The 14,203-nt window shown below is 71.0% G+C and carries 3 protein-coding genes; all 3 read left to right on the plus strand.

Annotated features, from left to right (window positions below; translation table 11 throughout):
• Positions 1-34 precede the first annotated feature (34 nt).
• Genes IG75_RS0119320 through IG75_RS0119330 form a run of 3 tightly spaced genes read left to right on the plus strand, consistent with a single transcriptional unit; the run spans position 35 to position 14,098 of the window.
• A complete protein-coding gene (locus tag IG75_RS0119320; RefSeq protein ID WP_030522673.1) occupies positions 35-3,469 on the plus strand; it encodes a non-ribosomal peptide synthetase in 3,435 nt (1,144 codons plus the stop codon).
• Position 3,470: 1 nt separating this feature from the next.
• Positions 3,471-9,521, plus strand: coding sequence for a non-ribosomal peptide synthetase (locus tag IG75_RS0119325; RefSeq protein WP_030522672.1), 6,051 nt, complete (start codon positions 3,471-3,473; stop codon positions 9,519-9,521).
• On the plus strand, positions 9,518-14,098 hold the full coding sequence (locus IG75_RS0119330; protein ID WP_081877009.1) for a non-ribosomal peptide synthetase: 4,581 nt from the start codon (positions 9,518-9,520) through the stop codon (positions 14,096-14,098). Before IG75_RS0119325 ends, IG75_RS0119330 begins: the two co-directional genes overlap by 4 nt.
• Positions 14,099-14,203: the final 105 nt, after the last annotated feature.

Here is a 14,203-nt window from a genome sequence, read left to right on the forward strand (position 1 = left end):
TTCTTTGCGCAAGTTCTTGTCGTTGAGGAGTGGGATGCTCGACAAATCCGAGGTACGCGATGCGGTGGCGGCAGCCATCGGCGTACCGCCCGAGTCAGTGGGTTACGACGACGATCTCGTCGGCCTGGGCATGCACTCGATGCAGCTCATGAAACTGTCGGCGACCTGGCGCAAACAGGGGTTGGACGTCCGGAGTTCGCAGCTGGCGCTGGAACCGACGATCACCGCCTGGGCCCGCCTGCTGTCGGCGGGCGAGAACACCGCACCCGCGGCACCCGCGGAGCCGGCCGCTGCCGAACCCGTCGAACAGGCCGGTGAATTCGCGCTGGCGACCATGCAGCACGCCTACTGGATGGGCCGGCGCGGTGACCAGCGGCTCGGCGGAGTCGCCGCGCATCTGTACGTCGAGTTCGACGGTCACGGTGTGCAGGCGGATCGTCTCGAACGCGCGGTCGCCCGGGTGGTCGCCCGCCACCCGCAGTTGCGCGCGCAGTTCCTCGACAGCGGTACCCAGCGGGTTCTTCCCGCCCCGCCGCCGGTTTTCGGCACGACCGATCTGTCCGGTCACGCCGATCCGGCCGCGGAACTGGAGCGGTTACGTCAGCACAAGAGTCACCAGCGGATGGATGTCGACAAAGGGCAGGTGGTCGATATCGCCCTGACCCTGCTGCCCGGCGGCCGCCACCGGCTACACCTGGACGTGGACATGCTCGCCGCGGACGCCCAGAGCTACCGGCGCATCCTGGACGACCTGGCACATCTCTACGAAGCCGATGCCGACAGCCTCGCGCCGCTCGGCTACACCTTCCGCGAATACCTCGCCGACACCGGACGCACCGCGCCGGACAACAGTGCCGATCGGCAGTGGTGGACCGAGCGCCTGGACGAACTGCCGGATATCCCGGCGCTCCCGGTGGTTCCGGAATCCGAGCGCGCCGATCCGACCCGCAGCATCCGGCTGCATCACTGGTTCGACGCCGGTACCAGGGCGCGGTGGCAGCGGCACGCCTACGGCAACGGGGTCACCCCGGCGGTGGCGCTGGCCACCGTTTTCGCCGAGGTGATCGCGCGCTGGTCGGTCCGGCAGCGGTTCCTGCTCAACGTCCCGCTGTTCGCACGGGAACCCCTGCACGACGAGATCGACTCCGTGGTAGGCGATTTCACCAACTCGGTACTGGTGGATGTCGACGCCACCCGGCCCGAATCCATGGCCGCGCGGGCCGCCCGGTTCCAGCGCGCGCTGCACACCGGGGCCGCGCATGCCCGCTACGAGGGCCTGGACGTACTGCGCGACCTCGGCCGGCTGCGGGGCGCGCCGGTTACTCCCTCGGTGGTCTTCACCTCGGGCCTGGACCTCGGGGAACTGTTCTCCGAACGGGTCACCCGGCTTTTCGGGGAACCGGTGTGGATCCTGTCGCAGGGGCCGCAGGTCGATCTGGACGCGCAGGTCGCCGAGGTCGGCGGCGGCCTGCTGGTGAACTGGGATATCCGCCGGGACGCGCTGCCCGACGGGGTCGCGGCCGCGATGTTCGAGCAGTTCCGGCTGACCCTCGAGACCCTGGTCGAACCGGAGGCCGACTGGTCGGCGCCGCTGGCGATCGCGCTGCCGGAGGCGCAGCGGGCGGTCCGGGCCGCGGCCAATGACACCGCGGCCGATTTCGGCGCGCGGACCCTGCACGGATCATTCTTCGACCAGGCGGCGCGGGAGCCGGGGCGCCTCGCGCTCGGGTGGCGGTCGGGCACACTCACCTACGGGCAGCTGGCCGCACAGGCGCTGGCGGTGGCCGGCGCGCTGGATGCCGCCGGGGTGCGGGCGGGCGATACGGTCGCGGTGGTCGTGCCCAAGGGGCCGCGGCAGATCCCGGCGGTGCTGGGTGTGCTGGCGGCCGGCGCGACCTATCTGCCGATCGGTACCGGCCAGCCGGCGGTGCGGCGGGACCGCATCCTGCGGCGCGGTGGAGTGCGGGTGGCGCTGGTGGACGGCGCCGGCGACTTCCCGGACGAGGTCGCCGAGCTTCCCCTGGATCGGGCCCTGTCCGCCGATCCGCTCGCGCGGCCCCGCGACTGCGACCCGGCCGCGGTCGCCTATGTGCTGTTCACTTCCGGTTCCACCGGCGAACCGAAGGGAGTGGAGGTCGGGCACCGTGCCGCGGCCAATACCGTGGACGCCCTCGCCGCGCATTTCGGTCTCGGTCCCGGTGACCGGACGATCGCGCTGTCCTCGCTCGAATTCGACCTGTCCGTTTTCGATATCTTCGCCCCGCTGGCGCTCGGCGGTGCCGTGGTCTGTGTCGACGAGGCCACCGAACGCGACGCCCAGGCCTGGAGCGCGCTGATCGAGCAGTACACGGTCACCGTCGTGAACTGCGCGCCCGGACTGGTCGCGATGCTGGCCGATACCGCCACCGCCGCTCATTCGGCCGCGGTGCGGCTGGTGATCACCGGCGGCGACCGGGTCCCGGCCGAACTCGGGCATCGGCTGCGGGCCCGGGTGCCGGGCCTGCGTTTCGCCGGACTCGGCGGTACCACCGAAACCGCCATCCACTCCACCGTGTACGAGGTCACCGACGAATTCCCGGCCGGGTGGGCCACCGTGCCCTACGGTGTGCCGCTGGCGAATGTCGCGCTGCGCGTGGTGAACGAACGCGGCGAGGACTGCCCGGACCACGTGCCGGGCGAGCTGTGGATCGGCGGGGTGAGCGTGGCCGACGGCTATCGCGGCGACCACGCCCGCACGGCCGACCGCTTCGTCGAGCTGGACGGAACACGCTGGTACCGCACCGGCGACCAGGCCCGCTACCTGCCCGACGGCACCGTGGAGTTCCTCGGCCGGGCCGACCATCAGGTCAAGATCCGTGGTTACCGGGTCGAACTCGGCGAAGTGGAAACAGCGCTGGGTGCGCTGCCCGGTATCCGCGCGGCCGTCGCGCTGGTCACCGAATCGGGGCGACTGGTCGCGGCCGCGGTCGCCACCCCCGGTGCGGAGCCCGCCGACCCGGTCGGCCGGCTCCGGGAGCTGCTGCCCGCGCATATGGTCCCCGAATCGGTCCGTCTCCTCGACGAGATGCCGCTGACCGCGAACGGGAAATCCGATCGCGCCGCGATCCGCGCGCTGTTCACCGATGCCGATACCGGGCGCGGTGCCGCCTACGTCGAACCCGAGGGCGATATCGAGACGGCGGTGGCCTATATCGCGGCGCAGGTGCTCGGTCTGCCGCGGCTCGGGGTGGAAACCGATTTCTTCGACGCCGGCGGTAATTCGATCCTGGCGACAACGCTCACCGCCAAGATCCGTGGTCTGCTCGCGGTCACCGATTTCGGGGTCACGGTGGTGCTGGAGGCGCGCACGGTGCGCGGGATCGGCGCGGCATTGCGCGCCGCCGACACCTCCGGCCGGCTGGAGCGGGTGGCGCGCATTCTGCTGGAGGTCGCCGCGGTGGGTGCTTCCGAGGACATGGAGGTCGCCTGAGATGCCGACACTGGATGAACTCGCGGAACTCATGCGGGTCCGGCTGGCCGCGGAAGGTCTGGACGCCGCACCCGAGGTGCCGGCCCGGCGGGATCCGCAGCGGGCCCCGCTCTCGTTCGGTCAGCGGTTCGTCTGGGCGCATCAGCAGATCGCGCCGGACAGCACCGCCTACAACGTCTGCCAGGTCCTGACCTTCCGCGGCGAGGTACACGACGCCGCCCTGCGCCAGGCTTTCCTGGCGCTGGCGCACCGCCACGAGGTGCTGCGCACCACGTATCACGTCGACGAATCCGGTAACCCCTACCAGCGGATCCATACCGAGCTCGCGCCCCGGGTCACCGAGGCGGACCTCACCGGCATCGATACCGCGACCGCGTGCCTGCGCGTCGACGAACTCGTCGCCGCCGCCGCGCACGGGAAATTCGACCTGTCCGCGGAATCGTCCCTGCGGCTCGCCTTCGTCCGCCTGGACGCCGAGACGGTGGTCGTGGCCGTGGTGATCCAGCACATCGCCTGGGACGGAATGTCGCTGGCGGCGTTGTCGCAGGATGTGCAGCGGTTCTACCGGGAGGCGCTGACCGGCGAGATCCGGGCCGAACCGCTGTCCCGGCAGGTCGCCGACTACGCGGAATGGGAACAGGACCGGTACGCGAACGCCGACCACACCGCCGCGGACGAATTCTGGGCCGGGCAATTCGACCGGGACCTACCCGAACTGCCGCTGCCCTACGACCGGCACCCGAGTGCGGTCACCGAACGGGGCATGCGGTCGGACCGGCTGCTGGGTCCCGCCGCGGAAGCGACACTGCGCTCGGTCGGCGAGCGGTTGCGGGCCACCCCGCTGCAGGTGTTCCTCGCCGCCTGCTATCTCTCACTGCGACAGCTCACCGGTTCCCGGGACATGGTGGTCGGGACCGCGGTCGCCAACCGTGAGGAAGCCGGGACCGAACAGCTGATCGGCAACCTGATCAATATGCTGCCGCTGCGGCTCACCGGCGGGTCGGCCGAGACGTTCGCCGACCTGGTCCGCCATATTGGCGAGGTGACCAACGCGGCCTTCGCGCACAAGCATTTCCCGCAGGAGGCGATCGTCCGGGCCGTCAACCGTGCCACCGGCAATATCGGCTCGCAATTGTTCGACGTGCTGGTGCTCTTGGCCCAGCAGCAGTTCCAGGGGCCCCGGCTTCCCGGGGTCACCACCACCTGGCGGCTGGCCGACCACGGCGCGTCGCTGCTGCCGCTGGCGGTCGAGGCGTTCGTGCACGCCGACCGGGTGGAAGTACAGATCACCTATCGCACCGACCTCTTCGACGCGGCGACCGTCGACCGGCTGCACGACTACCTCGACCGGACCCTGGCGCACGCGGACGCGGACACACCGCTGGACCGGCTGCTGGTGCTCAGCGATACCGACCGCGACAGGCTCGATGCCTGGTCGTCCGGCCCGCGCGTGCCTATCCAGCGCGACACCCTCGACGGCATGATCCGGGCCGCCACGGCCGACCATCCGGACCGGGTCGCCGTGGTGTTCGGCGATCTCGAGCTGACCTACGCCGAATTCGGTACCCGGGTGGCGGCACTGGCGCGGCTGCTGACCGAGCGCGGGGTCGGGCCCGGGGATCGGGTCGGTGTGTTCGCCGAACGCAGTGAACAGCTTCCGGTGATCTTCGCCGCGGTGTTGCGGGCCGGGGCGGTGTACACGCCGATCGATCCGAGCTATCCGGCCGACCGGATCGCGTTCCTGGTCGCCGACGCGGCGCCGGCGCTGCTGGTGCGTTCTGCCGGTGCCGAGCGCGCGCTGCCCGCGGCCGACGGAATCCCGGTCGTAGACCTGGCCGACGACGAGATCGTCGGCGCGCTGGAGCGGGCGCGGGGCCTGCCGGCCGAGCCGGTCCGCCCGGTTCATCCGCTGGACGCCGCCTACCTGCTCTACACCTCCGGCACCACCGGGCGGCCCAAGGGCGTCGTCGTCGGTCACCGCGCCGCCGCCAACCATGTGCAATGGATGCGCGACCATTTCGGTTTCGGTGCCGAACGGATTCTGCAGAAGGCGCCGATCGGGTTCGATGTCTCGGTATTCGAGCTGGTCAACGCCCTGTGTACCGGATCGGCGACAGTTCTGCCGCCACCGGACTGGTGGCAGGCCGATGTGGAGGCGCTCACCGAGATCATCGACCGGCATCGGATCACCCAGATCTCGCTGGTGCCCAGTGTGGTGCGCGCACTGCTGGACTCGGGCCCCGATCCGGCGCGTCTGCGCTCGATGCGGTTCGTCTATCTGGGTGGTGAGGCGGTGCCGCCGGCTCTGGTCGCGGAGTCGAGCCTCGTATTCGGCGGAACGGTACTGGGTCTGTACGGCCCCACCGAGGCCGCCATGGACATCACCCACGAAGATTTCGCCGGGGCTCCGGAAGAGGGTCCCGCGCTCATCGGTGTGCCGGAGGCCAACTCCTCGGTATTCGTGCTGGACGAGCAGCTGCGGCGGGCGCCCGCGGGGGTCACCGGTGAGCTGTACCTCGCGGGAGTGCAGCTGGCACAGGGCTATCACCGTCGCCCCGGTACCACGGCGGCGACCTTCGTGGCCTGCCCGTTCCTGGGCGAGGCCGGGGCACGGATGTATCGCACCGGCGATATCGCGCGGTGGAACTCCCGCGGCCGCCTGGAATACCTCGGGCGCGCCGACGACCAGGTGAAGATTCGCGGGCATCGGATCGAACTCGGCGAGATCGGTTCGGTCCTGCGCCGGGTGGCCGGGGTCGCGGACGCGGCGGCGATCGCGGTGGCCCACGGCGCGGATACGGCGTTGGCCGGCTACTACGTACCCGAGGCCGGTTCGACGCTCGCGACCGACGGCGAAGCCGAGAACGCCACGTTCCTCCGGGCCCGGCTGGCCGAACGACTACCCGACTACATGATTCCCGCGGCACTGGTCCGGCTGGACCGGCTCCCGCTGACCGCCAACGGAAAACTCGACCGCAAGGCATTGCCGCTGCCCGACCTGAGCAGCGACGCCGGGCGGGGTCGTGCGCTGCGCGATGCCGCCGAAAACACGGTGGCCGGGGCAGTCCGGTCCGTGCTGGCGCTCCCCGCCGCGACAGTGCTGGCCGCCGACGACGATTTCCTCGCGCTGGGCGGGGATTCCATCAGCGCGATCCGGTTGGTGTCGGCGCTGAAGAAGAGCGGTCTGGCCATCACCACCAGCGCGCTGTTCGAGGCACGCACCGTCGCCGCGATCGCGGCCGCCGCCGCACCGCTCACCGCCACCTCCGCCCTACCCGACGTGGGGGACACCGGCTGGATCCCGTTCGTCCCTTCCCCCTCCGAACTGTCCGATGCCCGCCCCGGGTACAGCCGGGCGGCGGCGCTGGTGACCCCCGCCGACAGCACGGCCCGGCAGCTCACCGCCGCGCTCGGCACCCTGGCCGAGCGGCACCCGCTGCTGCGGGCCCGGATCGGCACCGGTCCGGACGGTCGCCGCGCCTACTACGTTCCCGGGCCGGACGAGGGCATCGTGCGCCCCGCGGTCAGGGAGGTCGAACTACCCGCCGGGCAGTGGGATCGCGTCGCGGAGGTGCTGGCCGAACAGTCGCGGGCCACGGCGGCAACGCTCGATCCCGCGGGCGGGATCGTGATGGGGGCGGTCTGGGTCCGTACCCCGGACCGGACGGCCGGACGACTACTGCTGGTGATCCACCACCTGGTGGCCGACCGGGACTCCTGGCGGATCGTGCAGGACGATCTGCGCCGGCTGTGGTCGGGCGAACCGCTCGGCGCCGCCGCGGGCACCTCGGTGCGGACCTGGAACACGAACCTGCTCCGGTACGCGGAAACCGAGGCGGTGACCGGTGAGCTCGGCTACTGGCAGGCCGCTGCCGCGGGCACGGACCGGCTGGTGGAAACAGCGGCGTTCGACTCGGCCGACGCCACCGTGGAGGTCACCACCGAACTCGACCGCGACGACACGGTTTTCCTGGCGGAGACCGTGACCGAGGCCTTCGGCTGCGATTTCGATACCGTCCAGATCGCCGCGCTGGCGGTGGCCGTGCACCGGTTCCGGCGCGCTCGCGACCGGGACGCCGCCACCGTATCGCTCGCCGTCGACGGACGCGGCCGGGCCGAAAACCTCTTCCCCGGTGCCGATCCGGCGCGGACTGTCGGACGGCTGGCGAGTCAGTACCCGGTGATACTCGATATCGGCGGTGGGGGCGGCGAGCCGGATACGGTCACCGCGGTCAAAGCGGTGAAGGAACAGCTGCGCGCGGTCCCCGGCGCCGGGATCGGTTACGGCCTGCTGCGCGACCGCGCCGACGCGGTACTGCGGCAGGCACCCGCGCCACAGCTGAAATTCGGCTATCTCGGCACCCTCACCGTCGGCTCGGCCGCCGCGGTGGGCGGGATCGCGCCGGAGTTCGGTCTCCCGGGCGAGTTCACCGGACCGGACCGGCCGGTGGAGGCACTGCTCGATATCGCCACGGCGACGCTGATCGACGACGGCGACCCGGTGCTGCGCGCCACGGTGCGCTGCCCGGCGGGGGCGCTCGCCGCGGCCGAGGTCCGCGAACTGGCCGACCACTGGCTCGGTGCCCTGCGTGACCTGGCGAAGACGGTGCGGGAGAACCCGGGCCGCCGGCTCACCCCCGGCGATGTACTCGCCGGCGAAGTGACCCAGCTCGACCTGGACCGCTGGCACGGCACCTACGGCCCCTACGAGGACGTGTATCCGCTGGCGCCCATGCAGGCGGGTCTGTTCTTCACCGCACTGAGTGCCGGGTCCGCCGACCTCTACAACGTGCAGACGCTGATCGGTGTCCGCGGTGAACTCGATATCGATCGACTGGCCGCGGCCTACGACACGGTGCTCAACCGCTACCCGAATCTGCGGATCACGGTGTCGGTGTCCCATGCGGGGACCCCGTACGGCATCGTGGCCCCGCACGTCGGCATCCCGGTGCGCGAACTGGATTTCGCGGCGGACCCGGACCCGGCCGCGCGGCTGGCGGAGTTGTTCCGGACCGATCAGGCCGAACAGTTCGACCTCGACCGGGGTCCGATGTTCCGGGTCACGGTGGCGCGGTTGCCCGAATCCCGCCACATGATCGTGCTGACCATGCACCACCTACTGCTGGACGGGTGGTCCGGGCAGCTGCTGACCCAGGAGATATTCGCCGAGTTCGCGGTACCCGGCGCCGAGCCGATCGCCGATCCGGCGACTTTCGCGCGTTTCCTGGACTCGGTCCGTCGCGGCGCGCCGGCCGCCGAGTCGGCGTGGGGCCCGGTGCTGGATGGTGTCGAACCGTGTCTGGCCGCGCCCGGGCGGGCTCCGGGCGGTTCGGCGCCACCCGTCGCGTGCGAATTCGCGATCGAGGACGAACTGGTGCGGCGGCTCACCGCGCTGGCGGCCGAGCTCGGGACCACCTTCGGGGTGGTGTGCCAGCTGGCCTGGGCCAACACGCTGCGGTATGTGACCGGGGCCGAGACCCCGGTATTCGGGGAGTCGGTATCGGGCCGCCCGGCCGATCTCGACGGTGTGCACGAGGCCATCGGCTGTTTCGCCAATATCGTTCCCGCCGTGGTGCCGCTACGCCGGGAACGCACCTGGCGCGAGCATCTCGCCGACACCCGATCGCGGCGGGTGGAACTCATGGAACACCACCAGTACCCGCTGACCGCCGCCCTCCGGGCGACCGGGACGCGCAAACTCTTCGACAGCATGTTCGTGCTGGAGTCCTATCCGGCGCGCCGCCGGGAGCTGGCGGGTCTGCTCGGTGACGCGGGGCTGGAACTGGTGTCCTTCGACGCGGGTGGCGCCACCGACAACGCGCTGCTGCTCATGATCTTCCCGGCGAATTCGCTGCTGCTCAGCGATCAGGTGCAGGCCATCATCTTCTACGCCGAGGACGCCTTCGAAGCCGATGACGCGCGGATTGTGGAAACCGCCTTCCGCAACACCCTCCGCGATATCGCCGACCATCCCGACCGCCCGATCGAGGCGGCCCGGATCCTCACCGACGAAGACGAAGGACTGCTGGTGATGCGGAGGATGTGGCAGTGAACGCCGAGATCGAGGACGTCCTGGCGCTGAGCCCGCTACAGGAGGGGCTGTTCACCCTGGCGCAGCTGACCGCCGCGGGACACGATGTGTACACCATCCCGTTCGCGGTCGATATCACCGGACCGCTCGATACCGGGGTGCTGCGCGGGAGTCTGGCGGCACTGCTCGTCCGGCATCCGAATCTGCGGGCGGTGTTCTGGGACGAGGACCTGCCGAAACCCGTGCAGATCATTCCGACCGCGGTCGACCTGCCGTGGACCGAGCTCACGGCGACCGACGACGAGGTGGACGCGGTCACCGAGGCGGAGACCCGGCGGCCGTTCGATCTGCGGAAGGGCCCGGCGCTGCGCGCGGCACTGGTGACCCTGCCCCCGGCCCCGGACGGCGCGCAACGCCGCCGGCTGATCATCACCGCGCACCACATCCTGCTGGACGGCTGGTCGCTCGGCCTGTTCTTCGCCGAGTTGCGTGTGCTGTACGCGGCCGGCGGCGCGCCGGAGGTACTGCCGCCGGTACGGCCCTACCGGGATTACATCGGCTGGCTGGCCGGGCGCGATACCGACGAGGCACGACAGCAGTGGGTGCGCTATCTGGAGCCGGTGAGCGGCCCCCTCATGGTCGCCGAAGGCGGAGCCGCGCCCGGCCTGGGCGGGCCCGCCGAGGCGGCACCGCCCGAGGTCACCCGGGTCGGGCTGACCGTGGAGGAGACGCGGACACTGCGGAACTGGGCGCGCGAGCGCGGGCTCACCCTGAACACCGCGGTCCAGTTCGCCTGGACGGTGGTGCTGTCCCGGCTCACCGACCGCGCCGACACCGTGTACGGCACCGTGGTGACCGGGCGCCCCGACCAGATCTCGGGCGTGGACCGGATGATCGGCCTGTTCATCAACACCGTCCCGGTCGCGTTCCGCCTGGATCCGTCCGAAACCGTGACCGCGAGTTGCCTGCGCCTGCAGCGTGAGTCCAGCACGATGCGCGAGATCGGTTATCTGAGCCTGTCGTCGGTGCAGCTCGCCGCCGGGCACAGCGCGTTGTTCGACACGATGTTCGTCTTCCAGAACGCGCCGCTGGACGCGGTCGGTGATACCGGCGACAGCGGCGTCCACTTCGAACCCGTGCTGTCGAAGAATCTCACGCACTATCCGTTGACGGTGGTCGCCCACGTCTACGCGGACGAATTGCTGGTCGCGGTGGAGGCCGTACCCGGCGCGCTGCCCTACCGGCCCGGCGATATCGGGTCGATGATGCTCACCGTGCTGCGCCGGCTGCCCGGCGCCGCCGATAGCCCGACCGGTGCGGTAGAGGTCCACTCCGCTACGGTCGCGGCCGAATTGCTGCGCGGCGTCGCGACACCGGAACTGCCGGATACCGACGCCGCGGCCACGGTATTCGAGCTGTTCGAACGCCAGGTCGCGGCCACCCCGGACGCGGCGGCGCTCGCCGACGACACGGCGCGGTTCACCTACCGGCAGGTGCACGACGAGGCGACCCGGCTGGCCCGGGAACTCGTCGCCGCGGGAGTCGGGCCGGAAGACGCGGTGGCGCTGTGCCTTCCGCGCGGCGCGCGCTCGATCGTGGCCGTCCTCGCGGTATTCGCGGCCGGCGCCGCCTATGTCCCGGTCGACATCACGCTGCCGCCGGCACGGATCGAATCCATTCTGCGACAGTCCCGGCCGCGACTACTGCTGACCGCGGCGGGATTCACGGCCGACCCGGCCGGCCCGCCGGCACTCGACCTCGACGACCCGGCGGTCGCCGGCCGTATCGCGCGCCACCCGGCGGGTGCGCCACCGGTGCGCCGCCGGCCCGGTCACTGCGCCTACATCATCTTCACCTCCGGTTCGACCGGGGAGCCGAAGGGAGTGGCCAACACCCACCGGGCGCTGGTGAGCTATTTCGCCGACCACCGGGCCCGGGTGTACCGGCCCGCGGTGCGCCGGCTCGGGCGGCCGCTACGGATCGCGCACGCGTGGTCGCTGAGTTTCGACGCCTCCTGGCAGCCGATGATCGGGCTGCTCGACGGGCACCGCGTGCAGGTGTTCGGCGAGGAGACCATGCGCGACGCCGCGGGTCTGGTGTCGGGGCTGACGCGGTTCGGGATCGACATGATCGATACGACGCCGTCGATGTTCCGGCAGCTGGAGGCCACCGGGTTGCCCGGAGAGCAGCTCACCGTGCTGGCGCTCGGCGGCGAAGCCATCGACGGGCAGCTGTGGTCCCGGTTGCGCGCGCTACCCGATATCGCGGTACACAACTGCTACGGCCCGACCGAGACAACGGTGGAAGCGGTGGTCGCGGACGTGACCGCGCCCGGCGATCCGGCGACGGCCACCATCGGCCTGCCGACCGCCGGAATGTCGGCCTACGTCCTGGATTCGCGGTTGCGTCCGGTGCCGGCCGGGGTAGTGGGGGAGCTGTACCTGGCCGGGCCGCAGGTGGCGCGTGGCTATGTGGGGCGGGCCGCGGCCACGGCCGGCCGTTTCGTCGCCGATCCGGTGCACCCCGGCGAACGGATGTACCGCACCGGCGATCTGGTGCGGTACCGGCCCGAGGGCGGCCTGGAATATCTCGGGCGCGCCGACGACCAGGTGAAGATCCGCGGCTATCGGGTCGAGATCGGTGAGGTGGAGACCGCGCTGCGGAATCTGGCCGGGATCTCGGCCGCCGCGGCGATCGTGCAGCGCCGTGGTGAGAGCGCCGGACTGGTGGGTTTCGTGGTGCCAGAGGCAGGTGCGCCGGTGGATCCGGCGCGGATGCGTGCCGCGCTGGCCGGGGTGCTGCCCGCCTATATGGTGCCCGGACGGCTGGTGGCACTACCGGAACTGCCGGTCAACGCCAATGGAAAACTCGACGTCCGGGCGCTGTCCGGCCTGGCCGAAGAGTTGAGCACGCGGCATGGGGAGCGTGGGGCGGCGGCACCGGCCACGGCGACCGAACACACACTGAGCGCGGTACTCGCCGAGGTGTTCGACGGTGCCGCGCCGGGTGTCGAGGACGACTTCTTCGCGCTCGGCATGGACAGCATTGTCGCGATCTCGCTGGTCAACCGGGCCCGGCGGCACGGACTGCCGGTGACCCCGCGCATGGTGGTCACGGCGCCGACGATTCGCGATCTGGCCGCCGCCATCGACGCGGGTGCGGCGGTGGCGGCGGAATCGGACGGTCCCGACTACGGACCGGTACCGCCGTTGCCGATCGTGTCGTGGATGTACGCGCAACCGCACTTCCGGCGGCTCGCGCAGGGTGTGCTGCTCACCCTGCCCGAGGGGATGGCGCGTACCGAACTGGAGTCGGTGCTGCAGGCCGTGCTGGACGGGCACGACATGCTGCGTGCGGTGCTGGCCGAGACCCCGGACGGCCCGCGGGTCGTCACCCGGGAGCCTGGGGCCGTTTCGGCGGCGGAGGTACTGCGCGATCTCGACCTCGGTTCGGTCGGATCCGGGTTCACCGACGCGATCGGGACCGCGGCCCGCACGGCGATCGACGAACTCGATCCGTACCGCGCGCAGCTGGTGCGCGCGGTACGTTTCCGCGGTACGCCGCGCGGCGATCTGCTGTTGCTGACCGCCCACCACCTGGCTGTCGACGTGGTGTCCTGGCATATTCTGCTCGCCGATCTGGAACATGCGTGGGCTCAGGTCGCGGCCGGCGCCGCGCCGCGGGTTGCCGCGGAGAGCACCTCCTACCGGCGATGGTCGCGGTTGCTGTGGCAGCGCGCCCGGCAACCGGAGGTGCTGGCGCAACGGGACTACTGGGTGGCTCAGGTGCAGGCTCCTGATCCGCTACTGGGTGGTCGTGCCCTGCGGCAGAGCGATACGTGGGCGTCCCTCCGGTTCACCGGCGTACCGACCGCACCGGCGACGACCGCGCGGATCCTGCGGTCCGTCGCCGGGCAGGACGGCGTCCGGGACCTGCTGTTGGCGGCGCTGACCACGACGCTGGCGTCCTGGCGGCGCGAACGCGGCCAGGATCACCGGGCCGGCGCGCTGGTGGCGCTGGAGAGTCACGGGCGGCCGGATATCGCCGCCGACTGTGACACCTCCGCCACGGTGGGCTGGTTCACCAGTGTCTTCCCGGTCCGCCTCGGTACGGGCGAGCATGCCGTGGAGGTCGATCGGGCCGAGTCGGAACCGGCCGCCGCGCGGGCGCTGTTGGATGCGGTGAGCGCGCATATGCGCCGAATCCCCGAACAGGGCTTGGATTTCGGTCTGCTGCGCGATGTCGCCGGTGTGCCCAAACTGCTGGACGCCGCGTATCCACAGATAGAGCTCAATTATCTCGGCCGGATGGACCTCGGCGGGCATCGCGACCGCGCCTGGTCGATGATCACCGATCCGGACCTGGCGCAGGCCCTGCCCGTGGACACCGAACCGGATCTGCCGGTGCGGTCGGCCACGAGCCTGGTCGCCACTGTAGAGAGCACCGCCCAGGGCCCACAGCTGATGACCCGATGGGGTTTCAGCGAGGGGATCTTCACCGCTGCCGAGATCGACCGGATGACCGAGTTGTGGTCGCGGGCCGTCGCGGCACTGGCGGCGGCGGTGGACCCGTCCGGTGAAGCGGCGGGAGATCCGTGAAATTTCTCGACCTCGAACACCAACCGGTCCCGAGGTTGCGCCCGGCGGAAGTCGCTGGACGCGCCGGGCCGATCCGAGCAGCCGCGCCGGGCACCGTATTTCGCC

This window comes from Nocardia rhamnosiphila NBRC 108938 (assembly GCF_000720425.1).
Classification (GTDB): domain Bacteria; phylum Actinomycetota; class Actinomycetes; order Mycobacteriales; family Mycobacteriaceae; genus Nocardia; species Nocardia rhamnosiphila.